Origin of the sequence: Commensalibacter intestini A911, assembly GCF_000231445.1 — a bacterium.
In the GTDB taxonomy this organism is placed as follows: Bacteria; Pseudomonadota; Alphaproteobacteria; order Acetobacterales; family Acetobacteraceae; genus Commensalibacter; species Commensalibacter intestini.
In genome coordinates this window covers 235,202-250,625 of the sequence record NZ_AGFR01000009.1, presented here as the reverse complement: position 1 = coordinate 250,625, position 15,424 = coordinate 235,202, and the positions used below count along the sequence as shown (strand labels likewise).

The window sequence follows — 15,424 nt, the reverse complement described above, 5'->3', positions numbered from 1 at the left end:
AGATAGAGTCATTAATTAACTCTATCTTTTTTTTATATTGAGTATTTCTATCTTGAGAAAGAGCGTAAGAAATCTGCACAAATTGCACAGATCCCTTTAAAGGCACCTAAGATATTGATTTGATGGCTACGATATAAGAATACATGTGCCAAATGAGCCAGCACACCTTTGATATGTGCATTTGCACCAAAGCTACCAAAAGATCCATATCGTCCAACACTAACTAAAGAACCATAATCTTTATAAACAAATGGAGGGATATGAGGCACTTTGTTAATGAGATTCATAAAGTTAGCACTGAGGTAGATTGCTTGTTGACGAGCAACTTGTGCGGTAGGTGCTAAAGGCGCATTTTGCCTAGAAGAACAATCACCAATAACGAAAATATCTTCATGATTCAGTAATCTAAATTGTTCATTTGTGATAAATTGTGCATTTTTAGAGCGCTCAGTCTTTGCAATATCCCCTGTCACGTCTGTTGCTTTAATTCCTGTTGTCCATACAACTTGATCTGCAGGTAAAGTTTTACCAGAATCTAACACAACATGATCTTTTGTAACTTCTACAACACGGGTAGAAAGCAACGTATTAACCCCAATATTATCCATTGTCTGTTGAACAGATTTGCTTATTTTTCTTTTAAATCCAGGAAGCACTCTATCTCCAGATTGAATAATCGTTAAATCAATATGTTTATCAAAGTCATGATCTGTATATTGTGAGGCTTGCTGTAAGGTTTGGGCAATCTCTCCTGCAAGTTCAACACCCGTAGCCCCTGCCCCAACAATCACAACGTGATGTTTAGTATGCAAAATCGTGGATTGCATAATATATTTCTTTAAATCTTCGTAAAATTCAAGCGCATAGCCAACATCATCAATTGTATAGGCAAATTCATCGACACCTTTAGTATTAAAATCATTGGCTTTGCTGCCTAAAGCCATCACGAGATAATCATATTTTACAGATCTTTGTGGTAAAATTTCATCGTCATGTTGATCAATATAAGGAGCCAGAATAATTTCTTTTTTCTCTGTATTAATTTCAGAAACTTCACCAGGTTGAAAAGTAAAATTATGCCGTTTTGCTTGAATTAAAAAAGACATACCTTGTTCTTGCAAAGATGCGCTTCCCGCTGCAAATGTATGGAGCATTGGTTTCCAAGTATGGAACTCATTTTTATCAACCAGGCATAATTCATACTTAGAATGATCAATCCTCTTGGTAATTCTGACTAGGAATTCAATTCCTGCAATCCCTCCTCCTAAAACAACGATTTGTTTTTTTTTCATTATATCAATCTCTCCATATTCTTTTTACAATTGTAATTGCTTTTGTAGCTCTGGATAGTTAATTTTCCCTGTTGCAAACAAAGGAAGATCTTTCATAATTTTTAAATTTTTAGGAAGCATGATTTTTGCGATATCATGTTCTTTGCTATAAGATAATAATGGATCAAGCGTGGCATCTGCTTGTGTTGTGACAAGTAAGAGTTGCTCCCCTTTTTTGTCATCTGTTAAATTAATCACAGCATTGATTGCTTCTGGCCATATTTTATCAGCAATGGTTTCAACCGCAGTCATGGAAACCATTTCACCTGCAATTTTAGCAAAACGTTTGACACGACCTGAAATTGTCACGAAGCCATCTTTATCAATATTGACAATATCCCCTGTATCATACCATTGCTCTGGAACAGGTTGGATTACACCAGGATTAGTATGTAACATATAACCCATCATAATATTATGGCCTTTTATGAACAATTTGCCGCCACTATTTATTCCAGGCACAGGAGTAATTTGATGTTGAATACCAGGTAAGAATTGCCCCACCGTCCCTGAACGGTTATTTTTAGGTGTATTCAGCGCAATGACAGGAGAACTTTCTGTTGCACCATATCCTTCAAAAATACGCACGCCAAATTTATTTGCATAAAGTCTATGGGTCTCTTCTTTAACTTTTTCACCACCTGTTACGATGTAACGCATTGCGTAGAAGTCATAAGGATCTGCATATTTTGCCCAACCATTTAGGAATGTATCTGTGCCAAAGCAAATGGTCGCGTCAACATCATAAATTAAAGACGGCACATTTTTATAATGTAAAGGATTAGGGTAATGAAACGTTCTTACCCCAAAAAATAAAGGAAGTAATGTTGCCCCCGTTAATCCAAGAGAGTGGAAAATAGGCATCGCGTTAAAAACATGATCGGCACAGCTAAAATCAATAACAGAAGCAACTTGTTGACAGTTGGTTAAAATATTATGATGACTTAGGACAACTGCTTTTGGATGTCCTTCTGATCCTGAGGTTGATAAAACAACTGCTGGAGATTGATAAGAAGCATTCATGCCAGGCAAACGATCAGGAGATAGTAAGTCTAATTTTGCTTTGACTTTATCTGCTAAAGTCAGACTACTGACGATATCTTCTAAATAAATAATTTTAACAGTTTCTTGCAGTGCCTTTTCAAGATCTTGTAAATTGGCTTTATTAATAAAAAGACGGCTAGAAATAACGGTTTTAACTTGAATAGTCTGACAAATATTTAAAATATTTGAGGTGCCTGTTGAAACATTCATAGGATGTGGCACACGACCAACAGCAGAGATCGCCATCAAAGAAACAATCGCGCCACAAGATGTTGGTAATAATAACCCAACATAGTCACCAAGGCTTGTTTCTTTTTCTATTTTTCTACCAAATAAGATCGCTCCTAAGCATATACGTTCGTAAGAAAATGGCTCACGATTAATATCTTCAATAATCTCGCTTTGTTTACCATAGGTATCCTTTGCATGAAGTAATGCTTGAAAAAGTGTTTTCTCAGTGTTTTTTGCAGCAAAGGAAGTCTCAATCATAATTTTCTCTAAGATTTGACCAATCTGTTTTTTATTGTCTTGATGGGAGCGTGTTGGATCAAGATAATCATTTAAATCAATGGGTTGTTTAATCGTAATTGATAAGCGTGGGAATAAACGAAGTGGCAATTTTCCTTTCATGCGTCCAAAAATACTGAATTGTAACCCATTTATGTAAATAGGCAATATCTTTGCGTTGGCGTTATAAGCAACAACCCCAGCGCCCTCGTAAACTTTCATAATATTTCCCGTTTTTGTTAAACGTCCTTCGGGGAAAATTACTAATTTTTGATTTTTATCACGAACAGCACTAACCATATCTTTGATAGAGTAAGGGGAATGAATATCAACTTCAAAAGTTTTTACAAATGCTAGAAAAGGACGAGCCCACCATTTTTTAGCTGTTTTTGTATAAATTGCAAAAGCAGGTTGTTCAGGAAGGTAGCAAGATAGTAAGCTAGCATCTGCAAAAGAGGTGTGGTTAGAAATGATGACTACTTTATCACCAGCTTTAGCAAAATTTTCTAAACCTTCGACGGTGACTTTATGAAAAATTTTAAAATAGATTTTAAAAATAATTTGAATAATTTTAGCTGTAAAAAAACGCATAATAAATACTGCCACAAATAAATTAATGATAGAGAGAGAGATAAAAAGAGAAGCAGAAGAAACACCATAAGCATTTACTTTTGCCCAAATGATTGAACCGATAACCATCATCATCGCATTGATAATGTTATTACCAGCAATAATTCTAGCTTTACTGCTTTTAGGAGATTTTTCCTGAATAATTGCATAAAGTGGTACAGAGTAAAATCCACAACATATTGCCATTAAAGTCAGATCAATAAGGATACGAGCTCCTGTAAAAGAAGTTATAAAGTGAGATAGAGTTTGTGTTGTATGAATAGACGCCACTGCCAGACCAAAATCAAGACAAAATAAAGAAATACCAATGGCTGCAATCGGTACAAAACGTGCGGTAATTTTTCCTTTTAACAATTTAGAACAAAGAATAGATCCCAGTGCAACGCCAATAGAGAAACATGAAATAAAGATATTGGTTAAATATTGGCCATTTTGATTGATAATTTGTGTGGAGATATCAAAGATACCAGCACCTACGACTGAGCCAATCGTCCAAAACCATGAGATTCCAAGCACACATAACCAAATAGAACGGTTTTTACGTGTTAGGATAATGGTAGAATATGTTTCTTTGAAAATATTGATATTGAGTTTGATATTCGGATCAGCAGGTGGCACATCAGCAATTTTAAATACAGATGCAAGCCCCATTATTGCTAGAATAAAAGCACCACCACAAATCCAATACAGACCATTAGGAAATAGAATAATAGATCCGCCAGCCAACATTCCAATGAGAACAGCAATAAAGGTAGATGTTTCGATAAGGCCGTTTCCAAAGAGGAGTTTGCGTGGTTCGACAATTTCAGGAATGATGCTGTATTTTAGAGGACAATAAAATGCTTCGGCAGTACCGAATAAGAATAAACATCCCAACAAAAAAGTGATGTGTTGATAGAGAAACCCAACAAAAGCGATTGGAATTAACAGGATTTGAATGGTTTTCACGGCAATCATGACGTGTTTTTTAGAAAATTTATCTGCTATTTGTCCAGCGGTGGCTGAAAAACAAGCATAGGGTAACATAAATAATCCACCAGCAATGGCTGTTAATCCAGTATTTTGATATCCCATGACGAATAATGCCATAACGAGCATTGCATTTTTAATCATGTTTTCATTCATGACTCCACAAGATTGTGCCAAGCATAAGAACCATAAAGAGCGTTGAGATGTATGTTGTGTATTTGGCATAGTCATTGCCTCTATTGATAAAATTTATTCGGTTAGATCTGATTGAGTTTCTGCTTGGTCACGCAGCGTTTTGGATAAGGAGATAGAAGATTGAATAAGAAATAAACTAGATAATGCAAGATATCCTTTAAGCCATCGATCCATAGGCATATAGATGACTGCCAATGTCATTGCAATAATAGCGATGATGAAACTAACCCATGTAAAGAGAACCCAGCTATTCGTTGTTGTTGTATTTGATTGTTTAGACATGTGAGAATCCTTATTTATATTGAACAATGTTCATTAAATACATTTTAAAAGAAAATGCAAGAACTTTTTGAACGTCGTTCAATATAAAAATTATTTCTTTTGTTTTTGATCCATACAGTGCATAAAGGAGAAAATTAATTACGGAGGGATTAATGGGACGTAAGGGTAAAGATCCAGAAGAGTTGCGTAAAAAAATAGTGGATGTTGCACAATCGATCATTGTAACAGAAGGTATTCGAAAATGTACTGTTCGTGCCATTACCCAAAAAGCCGGTTGTGCCTTGGGGGCTTTAGGCTATTTATTTACAGGATTGGAAGATGTCGTACTTGCTGTAAATACCAGAACCTTGGTTGAAATGGGCGATTATATGTTTGCTCAATCTCAAGCAGAACAAAAAGAAAAGGTGCTTGATCGTTTAACCTCTTTGGCGTTGGCCTATTTTACCTATGCTCGGGATTATTTTAATCAATGGGAAGCTTTATTTGCATTACGTCCTTCTCAGAGAGACTTACCTGCTGAATATTTAGAAATACGTAGTAATTTAATTTTAAAAATCACAACCTTATTTTCGAAAGATATGACCAATCAAGAACAAAATATTATGCTAGCCAGAACCATGTATGAATCTGTACATGGAATTGTTGTTTTGGGATTAGATCAACGCCTCGGTGGCACTAATCAAGATGTTGAAAATAGGATTTGTTTATTAGTTTCTTTGATGATGAAAGAGTAAAACCATTGCTAATAAAATAGATATACACAACTTTTAATAATAAAGATTATGCATATCTTAACGTTGTTTATTTTGAACTAAGGTGACTCGTGTTTATTTTATTTTGAAAAACTTGAAACTCTTGCTGAGCTTCATTTAACTCACTTTTAGCATGGGTTAGTTTTGCCTCTTTATTATTAATTTTACGTTTACTACCGTCTTGTTGAGCCTCTTGTAACTCTTGAGTCCTTTGATCTACTTTTTGTTGTTTTTCATTGATCTTTTTTTGATATTTTTTTTGTAGATCTGTATTGTTACAGTGTGTTTGAAGATCATTTAACCTTGATTGTAATTCCGTTACTTTAATCTGATCTTTATTTTGTTGAGCATAAGAGACTTGTATTTCAAGCGCTGCAGCTTTTTCTTTACAAGTTTCAAAATGATAATGTGTATCCGCAAAAGCCGGAACTGAGATTATAAATAAGGTTGAAAATACGCTGACTTTTAGTATTGATCTTAACATAAAGGTTACCTCCTAATGAAAATATAGAAATAAAAATAAGAGTGTTTATAGATTTTCTATTAATTGTTGAACCGCTTGTGCCAGTTTAATATGTTGATCTTGATCATAATGAATGCCATCAATATTACTAACCGTAATAATTGGGGCAAGATCTAAAAAAACAGCATTATGTTTTTTAGCGATTTGTTGACAATAATGGCTAAGTTGTTTTGATTTTTCTGCACCACCGGCAAAAAATGTTTTAAATATACCTACTTCTTGAATAGGTGGTGGACATAATAGTACAAGCTCTGGACAATTTCCATTAGGGCCCACATTACAAGCAATAATTTCTAAAATTAGCTTTTCAATCGAATGAGCAATATGCTCTGCTGATACTGGAAATAAAGATTTTAAGTCATTTGTACCTAACATTAATACAATAATATCAATAGGCAAGTGGCTTTTTAAGCAAGGCCGTAAATAGGTAAGCCCGTTTCTATGCGGACCTTCGATTGGATCATCATGGACAGTTGTGCGCCCAGGCAACCCTTCTTCGATAATATTAAACTGTTCTTTTAGATTATGACGTAATATCCCACCCCATCGTTCATTTTCATGAAAACGTTCATCATTACCAAAACTAGACATCGGTTTGGTGCCATGTGTATTACTATCACCATAAAGTAAAATCGTTTTTTTATTCATTTGATTTTCCTATTTTTTATTAACTTAAGTTAATGATAAAAAAAAGGCAAAATCAAGGGAAAGATTTCAAATAAAAATATGATTTATATCTGAATTATATTAATACTGATTAATTAATAAAAATAAAATCCGAGGAGTATATCGTCATGCCAGGACTAGTTAGTGGTAGGACTAATTAGTGGTCAATATAAAATTGCTTCAGAAGAAAACCCTCTAGTAGAAAATTATAATGTAGGGGCTGGTGGTGTTATTTATGTTCAAGACAAAGCATATGCAGAACGTAATCATGTTTTCATGAGTGGTGCCATTTCTGCTTATGGAACGGGAGAGGTTAACTCGAATAATGTATATTCTGGCGGAACGATTACAATCGATTCAGGAAAGGCCATTTCTAATAATATTTCAGGGGCTCCGTTCTTCGATAACTCTGCTTTTCTTATCGTAAAAGGTAAAGGTCAACTGATCGGAAATACAATTCAAGACTGTGCTGTGGTTAGTTTAGGAAATAATGGAACTGCTACATCAAATATATTAGCTGATTCAGATAAAAAATATAGTTACTTTACAAACCCAGGTGCAATGTTATATGCAGGCTCCTCTTCTCTTGTTGAATATAATTCATTGGGGCGGCGTACTCACGTTTATACTACAGGTAAAGCAAATTATAACTCTATAACTTCAGCTGCATACGATTATTATATAGCAACAAGTACCCTAAGTGGCATATTGGTTTTAGGAAGTGGTGCCTCAGGCTCTTATAATACAATTTATGCCAATGGCAGTTTTTTTGTCAGTCGTGGTGGTGTAGCCACATCAAATACAATTAGTGGTAATACTTCTGTTTTCGGACAATTTAATAATAATATTTCTCGTGGCGGCACAGTGGACATATTATCTGGAGGTATTGCTCAAAGTAATAATATTGATCGCGGTAATTTAACTGTAAATTCAGGTGGGTCTGCTAGTTATAATATGATTAATAGTGGTGGATCGTTAAATATATTGACGCCTGATATCGGCCAATATGCCTTTGCAAGTTATAATACTGTTAATGCTGATGGTGATTTATATGTAGGACAAGGAGGTGTCAGCCAATTTAATTATATTCAATCGGGTGGCAGTCTTACAATTGGAAGGTCTGGACAATCTAGAAATGATATTATTTTTTCTGGTGGTTATGCTTACGTTTTAAAATATGGCAGCGTAGATAAAATGACCATTAAGAAAGGTGGTGCCATTTCTGTTAATTCTAATGATGTCGGTACAACAAACCTCATTGTTGAACAAGGAGGGTCAGCAATTATTAGTGCCACAACTCCTGGATATATTCAATTAACAGATAATACAGATATTTATTTAGAAGATCCTAGTAGTAATCAAGCAAACAATTCAAATGCTGTCATTGTTATTAAAGGGGTCGATCCATATCAAAGCATTATTAATGGGGCGGGCTATACAAGTGTTTTTACAGAAATTAAAAACTTTTCTGATAACGCTCAGATTAATATTTATAATTTACAAACAAGTAGAGTCACCAGTGTTATATATCCAGATGATGACCATGTTACTTTTTTAATGAAAGATAATGCTCGTATTGTTTTACATATCGATGGGGTTAAAAATTTAGGTTATACGTTATCTTCTGATGCTAATGGTAATGTAATTTATGAAGTTTGCTTTTTAACAGGTACATTAATTTCTGTTAAAAATGGGACTTGCCCTGTTGAACAACTAAAAATTGGAGACACTGTTACAACCTATAATTGGCAAAAGAAAAGACGTGCTCAACGTAAAATCAAGTGGATTGGTAAAAAAAGTATTGTCGTTAAACAAAATGAACAGGAAAAAGATAAAGCAGGATATCCTGTTCGTATTTTAAAAGATGCGCTGGCAAAAAATATACCAAATAAAGATTTATTAATTATCTCAGAACATTGTTTATTTTTTAAAGACAAATTTATTCCTGTTCGAATGTTAATCAATGGGACGACTATTTTTTATGATACATCAATAACTGCTTATGATTATTATCATATAGAGACTGAAGAACACTCTGTGATTATTGCTGATGGTGTACTAACAGAAAGTTATTTAGATACCGGTAATCGTCATAGTTTTAATCAAGAGAAGAAAGTTATTTATACCTCTTTTGGAAAATATAAAAATTGGCAACAGGATGGCGTTGCTCCACTAATCACTGAACGTCAAATTGTGGAACCAATTTATCATAAAATAGAAAAACGTGCCAAAACCCTTGGTATTTTCAAATCAGAGCAATCTTCCTCTCTAACTACAGATAATGATTTTCATTTGGTTACCAATACAGGGGTAGTCATTCGTGAGAAAAAAATCATAACAATGGTCATGTTATGTTTATGATTCCACCTGATGTAAAATCTGTTTGGATTGTTTCAAGAACTAGTCGACCTTGTGATGTGATAGGGTCTTTTGTTGATGATCGCCGTAATTTGGGGTTATTAATTGGTGACATTATTTTATACGATGAATCAAAAATTTTTCCATTAAAATCTCATTTGGAAATAGAAGATTTAGAGGGATGGGACATACAAGAAAAAACACCTTGTCGTTGGACAAATGGCCGAGCATATTTACCCTTGAAGCATAAAAAAGATACAAATAGTTCTATGATTTTACTTTTTAAAGTTCTTTCAAAACAATCTTATATTCTTGATCAAGAGAGTGATAATATACAAAAAATAATTTAAATAAAATAAGAATATATAGTTTAATAAAGGATAATATTTTAAATATTATCCTTTATTTTTATCTATTTAAGCAAAGCCGCCTGGAAGACCCTCTAAGTTTGTATGTCTATTTTTCATTTTATCAAGAGAGATATCGCATTGATCCATTAACATCATGGTAACGATATCAGTGAATAAAAATAAAGATTGCTCTAATAAAGTAGACATCGGTTGAATAGAATGAATCTCGGTATCTGTTCCAAAAATTTGTCCAGGAACACGCACACAAAAATCGGCATACTTACCATGTTCGTTTTCAGGATGAGCGGTTAATAACACAATTCTTGCACCAGCTTGTTTGGCTAGTTGAATGACATTTAACTCTGCATTAGTCACGGCACAATGTACAATCAATAAATCCCCTTTGCCAATGCAGGGTGTTGTGGTGTCATAAACAACGTAGCTATCAAACCCCATATGTTTTAAGCGCATTGCAAATCCACGTACAGAGAGTTGCATTCTGCCCATTCCATACAGTTGAATGGTTTTTGCTTTTTTAATTTCACTAATGAGTTCTTGAATTTGTTCAGGGTTTACGGCCAGTAAGGTTTTTAAGTTTTCTTGAATAACTGTTTCTACTAAATTTTTATAAGTGTTCATGATTCATTCCATTATGATGATTGTTTTATTTCGATATCATTTATAAAGTAATTTATTGGATTATATGATTTTTTAAAACCCCCAAATTATAGAGCATGATATGCCATTATTCATTGTTTTTCTTGGTATTATTTTATTATTAATTTTAGTGGCCAAGCTAAAGTTAAATGGTTTTATTTCATTGATTTTGGTCTCTCTTTTCGTTGGTGTATTAGAAGGAATGCCTGTCATGCAGGTGATTACTTCGATTAAAACTGGTGTTGGAAATACATTGGGAGAATTGGCACTGATTATTGGGTTTGGTGCGATGTTGGGTAAGTTATTGGCAGATTGTGGAGGTGCTCAACGGATAGCCACAACTCTGATTAATGTTTTTGGATATAAATATATTCAATGGGCAGTGGTCTTAACAGGGTTTATTCTGGGGTTTGCTCTATTTTACGAAGTTGGTTTTGTTTTACTTCTTCCGTTGGTGTGTTCAATCGCGGTGGCTGCACGCTTACCTATTTTGTATGTTGGCGCACCGATGGCAGCCTCTTTATCCGTGACGCATGGCTTTTTACCACCGCATCCTGGTCCCACAGCAATAGCGGCTATTTTCCATGCTGATATGGGTAAAACACTTTTATATGGCATATGTATTGCTATTCCAGCTATGATTTTAGCAGGGCCTGTATATGCACATTTTTTAAAAAATATTAATAAACCTGTTCCACAAGGATTATATAACCAAAAAAAATTTAGTGATGATGAAATGCCTGGATTTACCATTAGTATTTTAACCGCATTAATTCCTGTTTTTTTGATGGGATTACGTGCAGTTGCTGAAATGATATTACCCAATAATCATGTTTTATTGTCTTATGCAGATTTTTTTGGCAATCCTATTATTGCGACGCTATTTGCTGTATTAGTTGCGATCTTTACATTTGGGGTTAATCGTGGACGGTCTATGACAGAGATTTCTGATACGATAACGGCATCTATTAAAGTCATTGCTATGATTTTACTCATTATTGCTGGGGGTGGCGCTTTTAAACAAATCCTAGTTAATAGTCATATTGATCATTATATTACCAATATGATGCATGATAGTCATTTATCTCCATTACTGATGGCATGGTTGATTGCAGCGTTATTAAGGATTGCTTTGGGATCAGCCACCGTTGCAGCAATGACGGCTGGAGGGATTGTAGCACCTTTAATCATGACAACAGGAGTCAGCCCAGAATTAATGGTGTTATCAGTTGGTTCTGGGAGTTTAATTTTCTCCCATGTTAATGATCCTGGTTTTTGGTTATTTAAAGAATATTTTAACCTAACCATAGGGGAAACACTTCGTTCTTGGTCAGTTCTAGAAACGATTATTTCCGCCTGTGGATTAGCCGGCTGTTTGATGTTAGCTCAAGTGATTTAATATAAAATAGGTTTATTGATTTTTACTTAATTCCAAAGCACGTTGATAAACGATTTTTTTTGGTAAATGAATAGCAGTGGCAACCAAGGCCGCTGCATCTTTGACAGACATCGTTTGCAGAGCGGTTTGTAATTGTTGATCTAAATCATCTTCAGTTATTTCATCTTGCACTGGTGGAGGGCCAAGCAATACGGTAATTTCCCCTCTAGGTGGGGTATTAGTAAAATGCTCGATTAATTCTTGGAGTGTATTGCGTTGCACTTCTTCAAATTTTTTAGTTAACTCTCTGGCAACAGCTGCTTGACGATCCTCTCCAAAAATAAGTACTAAATCAGCCAGCATATCGACCAATCGATGAGGGGCTTCATGCCAAATAAGAGTTGCATTCAATCCGGCACGTTCAGCCGCTTTTAAAACAGAGAAACCATTCTGCCTGGCTTTAGATTTAGGTGGGGGAAATCCAACAAACATATAAGGATGCGGTGGCAGTCCTGATAATGTTAATGCGGTTAGTGCGGCATTAGCTCCAGGAATAGCAGTTATTGGAATATCGGCTTCAATAATAGCTTTGGTTAGACGATATCCAGGATCCGATAGTAATGGAGTACCTGCATCAGAAACGAGCGCAATTATTTTCCCTTGTTGTAACCAAGAAATAATTTGTTCTGTGCGTTGACTTTCATTATGTTCATGAACACTTTCCATACGAATGGAAATACCGTAAGCAGATAGGAGTTTTGCAGTAACACGCGTATCTTCGCATAATAAGATATCAGCTTCTTGTAAAGTTTGTTTTGCTCTGAGGCTAAAATCGCTTAAATTACCAATAGGTGTTGAAATAAGAACAAACTCGCCAGATGTTTTAAGGGGATTTTTAGAAAAATGTTGATCTGGAATAGGTAAGGAAGTATCTGATAGTATAGGTTTTTCTTGTTTCATAATAAAAGCAATCTTAAAGTAGTAGTTCGGTTATATAAAGGAGCAAAGATATTGAGTAAAACCCCTAACCCTTTACAGCAAGGGATTGTTCGTCAGACGGGTATTGTTAAGAGACTATTAAAGGCAAGTGTTTGTGTTCCAGTGTTAATCATAGCAGCTTGTTCTTCTAATGGGAATAATGGTAGTAATAATCCTGTTGTTTCTGCCAATGATAATCCCCAAAAACAAGTCGGATTATTATTACCTCTCAGTGGCCGTAATGGCGCTTTAGGAAATAATATGATGCAAGCTGCTAAGTTAGCACTAAGTGATCCTTCTGCTCCAAAGTTAGATGTTTTTGATACTGAACAAGCTGGCGGTGCTTCTGAAGCTGCACGTAAAGCAATTGCTGCTGGGGATGGTATTATCTTAGGACCATTAACTGCCACTAATACAACAGAAGTTGCTTCTGTGACCAGTGCTAGTAATGTTCCAGTCATTGCTTATACCAGTGATGTTTCTGTTGCAGGGCCGAATGTATGGGCTTTTGGGGTAACGCCAGAGCAACAAGTTCTAACAATGGTTCGTGCGGCAAAAAATGAAGGCAAAACTAAATTTGCCGCTTTATTGCCTGAAAACCCAATGGGAAAAGCCATGGGCAGTGCATTGACGAGAGCATGTGCAGATTTAGGGTTGGCACAGCCAATGATCGCTTATCATACAGCGTCTAAAGATGATATTACTCAGCAATTAAAAACATTATCTAATTATGATGCACGTGTTCAAGATGCACAAAACCACCCAGAGGCACAAAATACTGCAAAACCATCAACGGATAATAGTAACAACAATAATGATGGTAATTTATTAGATGAGTTGGCACCTTCAGGATCGACTGCTTCTACTTCTAAAGATGATACGAAAAATCTAGCATTAGGAAATCCTCCATTTGATGCATTGTTATTATCAGATACAGGATTACAATTGCAGTCGGTAATTGATGCATTAGATGAAACGCAAGTCTCCTCAACCAAAGTCAGAATAATGGGACCTGGGTTATGGTCAGCTTTTGCTTCTAAATTAGGTAAATTACAAGGGGCTTGGTATGCATCTCCAAATCCTCAAAAAAGACATTTCTTCGCACAACAATATAGAGCTAAATATGGGGTTGCTCCTAAACCTTTGGCTGATTTAACGTATGATACGGCTGCGTTGGCAAACTCATTAAGCAAAATTGGTGGATATACATCACAAAACTTGATGCGTACAGATGGATTTGATGGTGTTGATGGATTGTTTATTTTACAAGCTGATGGTCACGTTAAACGAGATCTACAAATTTTCCAAATTCAACCTTCTGGAGGCGCAAAAATGATTACAACGCCTTCTGTGGTTAAACCAACAACGACGGCCACAAATACAACAACACATAGTTAATTATATTTGTATTTTATGTGTCTCAACGTTCGTAGGGAGAAGTAACTTTCCTCCTATGAACTTTAAAATATTTATAATCTATTGTAACAAATACTTTTTTAATTTTTATTATATATATAAATAATAGTTATGAATATTTTTCATCTCTATAAAGTTTAATAATTTGCTATACTGTCTACTAACCACTTATTTTTATTATTAGTGAAGGTATATAATGGCACTTCAAAATTTTGAATTTTGTAATCCTACACGGATTGTTTTTGGTAAAGAAACCATTCAAAAACTCAATGATTTAATTCCTGCAACAGCGAAAGTATTAATCATTATCGGCGGTGGTAGTGTTCGTAAAAATGGAACATTGTCAGAAGTTGAAACAGCATTAGGAAAACGTCAGTTTGCGGTGTTTGAAGGGATTGAACCGAACCCAACATTTGAAACATCAATGAAAGCTGTAGAAAAAATACGCAAAGAGAATTTTGATTTTCTTCTCGGGGTTGGTGGTGGCTCTGTAATGGATGCCACTAAATTTATTACAGGCGCTGTGCATTACAAAGGCGATACTTGGGAGATCGTTACCCATGGCGGTAAGAATATAACCCAAGTGCTTCCATTTGGATTTGTTCCAACACTCCCAGCAACAGGTTCTGAAATGAATTGTGGAGGGGTGATTTCACGTAGAGCAACAAACGATAAATTGCCTATCATGAATAGCCTTTTATATCCATTATTCTCTGTTATTGATCCAACAAAGACATATAGTTTGCCAGAAAAGCAAGTTGCTAATGGGATTGCAGATGCATTCGTGCATGTAATGGAACAATATTTAACTTATCCAATTAATGCTGCTGTGCAAGATCGTTTTTCTGAAGGGCTATTATTAACGTTAATTGAAGAGGGTCATAAAACGTTAAAGAATCCTACAGACTATGAATCCCGTGCCAATTTTATTTGGGCAGCAACCATGGCTCTCAATGGCTTGATTGGAGCAGGAGTTCCTCAAGATTGGGCAACGCATATGATTGGTCATGAATTGACTATTTTATATGGGATTGATCATGGTCGAACCTTATCTATTTTATTGCCATCTTTGATGAATGAAATGCGCAAAGATAAGCATGGGAAGCTGGTGCAATATGGTCGCAGAGTATGGGGCTTACAGGGCAATGATGAAGAGAAAATTATTGATGAAGCTATTGATAAAACACGTGCATTCTTTGAAAGTCTAGGGATTAAAACCTACTTAAAAGAGTATGACGTTGATAGCTCTGCTGTTGAAAAAGTAGTTGAACAACTCCGTCGTCATCATTTGACAGCATTAGGGGAAAAAGGAAATATTACCCTTGAAGTTAGCCGTCGTATTGTGGAGGCTAGCCTTTAATTAAAAAAACCTCTATATAAAAAATATT

Annotated in this window: 13 protein-coding genes; 6 read left to right on the top strand and 7 right to left on the bottom strand. The window is 35.2% G+C overall.

Annotation, left to right across the window (positions count from 1 at the left end; all coding sequences use genetic code 11):
- Positions 1–47 precede the first annotated feature (47 nt).
- The 3 genes from CIN_RS08300 to CIN_RS08290 are packed head-to-tail and all read right to left on the bottom strand — an operon-like array spanning position 48 to position 4,958.
- Positions 48–1,292: an NAD(P)/FAD-dependent oxidoreductase gene (locus CIN_RS08300; RefSeq protein WP_008854634.1), complete on the bottom strand. Its 1,245-nt coding sequence runs from the start codon at positions 1,290–1,292 to the stop codon at positions 48–50.
- Between the two features lie 24 nt (positions 1,293–1,316).
- Positions 1,317–4,706, bottom strand: coding sequence for an MFS transporter (locus CIN_RS08295; RefSeq protein WP_008854633.1), 3,390 nt, complete (start codon positions 4,704–4,706; stop codon positions 1,317–1,319).
- Between the two features lie 24 nt (positions 4,707–4,730).
- A complete protein-coding gene (locus CIN_RS08290) occupies positions 4,731–4,958 on the bottom strand; it encodes a YiaA/YiaB family inner membrane protein (protein WP_008854632.1) in 228 nt (75 codons plus the stop codon).
- A gap of 152 nt (positions 4,959–5,110) precedes the next feature.
- Here CIN_RS08290 and CIN_RS08285 point away from each other — a divergent pair, with 152 nt between their 5' ends.
- Positions 5,111–5,692: a TetR/AcrR family transcriptional regulator gene (locus CIN_RS08285; protein ID WP_008854631.1), complete on the top strand. Its 582-nt coding sequence runs from the start codon at positions 5,111–5,113 to the stop codon at positions 5,690–5,692.
- A gap of 67 nt (positions 5,693–5,759) precedes the next feature.
- On the opposite strand, the gene CIN_RS08280 is transcribed toward CIN_RS08285, so the two are convergent.
- Positions 5,760–6,194, bottom strand: a complete 435-nt coding sequence (locus CIN_RS08280; RefSeq protein WP_008854630.1) for a DUF1090 domain-containing protein — start codon at positions 6,192–6,194, stop codon at positions 5,760–5,762.
- A gap of 45 nt (positions 6,195–6,239) precedes the next feature.
- Positions 6,240–6,881 carry an SGNH/GDSL hydrolase family protein gene (locus CIN_RS08275; RefSeq protein ID WP_008854629.1) on the bottom strand — a complete coding sequence of 214 codons (642 nt, stop codon included), beginning with the start codon at positions 6,879–6,881 and terminating at the stop codon, positions 6,240–6,242.
- A 162-nt stretch (positions 6,882–7,043) separates the two neighbouring features.
- Here CIN_RS08275 and CIN_RS11545 point away from each other — a divergent pair, with 162 nt between their 5' ends.
- Complete coding sequence (locus CIN_RS11545; protein ID WP_008854628.1) at positions 7,044–9,260, top strand: Hint domain-containing protein; 2,217 nt, start codon at positions 7,044–7,046, stop codon at positions 9,258–9,260.
- On the top strand, positions 9,251–9,607 hold the full coding sequence (locus CIN_RS11540; protein ID WP_008854627.1) for a hypothetical protein: 357 nt from the start codon (positions 9,251–9,253) through the stop codon (positions 9,605–9,607). Before CIN_RS11545 ends, CIN_RS11540 begins: the two co-directional genes overlap by 10 nt.
- A gap of 66 nt (positions 9,608–9,673) precedes the next feature.
- On the opposite strand, the gene CIN_RS08265 is transcribed toward CIN_RS11540, so the two are convergent.
- Positions 9,674–10,246 (bottom strand): SIS domain-containing protein, encoded by a 573-nt coding sequence (locus tag CIN_RS08265; protein ID WP_008854626.1) that lies wholly within the window; start codon positions 10,244–10,246, stop codon positions 9,674–9,676.
- A 100-nt stretch (positions 10,247–10,346) separates the two neighbouring features.
- Here CIN_RS08265 and gntT point away from each other — a divergent pair, with 100 nt between their 5' ends.
- Positions 10,347–11,663 carry a gluconate transporter gene (gntT, locus tag CIN_RS08260; RefSeq protein WP_008854625.1) on the top strand — a complete coding sequence of 439 codons (1,317 nt, stop codon included), beginning with the start codon at positions 10,347–10,349 and terminating at the stop codon, positions 11,661–11,663.
- A 12-nt stretch (positions 11,664–11,675) separates the two neighbouring features.
- On the opposite strand, the gene rsmI is transcribed toward gntT, so the two are convergent.
- Positions 11,676–12,602 carry a 16S rRNA (cytidine(1402)-2'-O)-methyltransferase gene (gene rsmI, locus CIN_RS08255; RefSeq protein WP_008854624.1) on the bottom strand — a complete coding sequence of 309 codons (927 nt, stop codon included), beginning with the start codon at positions 12,600–12,602 and terminating at the stop codon, positions 11,676–11,678.
- A gap of 51 nt (positions 12,603–12,653) precedes the next feature.
- Here rsmI and CIN_RS08250 point away from each other — a divergent pair, with 51 nt between their 5' ends.
- Together CIN_RS08250 and CIN_RS08245 are read left to right on the top strand one after the other, a co-directional pair.
- A complete protein-coding gene (locus tag CIN_RS08250; protein ID WP_008854623.1) occupies positions 12,654–14,018 on the top strand; it encodes a penicillin-binding protein activator in 1,365 nt (454 codons plus the stop codon).
- Between the two features lie 214 nt (positions 14,019–14,232).
- Positions 14,233–15,396, top strand: a complete 1,164-nt coding sequence (locus tag CIN_RS08245) for an iron-containing alcohol dehydrogenase (protein ID WP_008854622.1) — start codon at positions 14,233–14,235, stop codon at positions 15,394–15,396.
- Positions 15,397–15,424 lie beyond the last annotated feature (28 nt).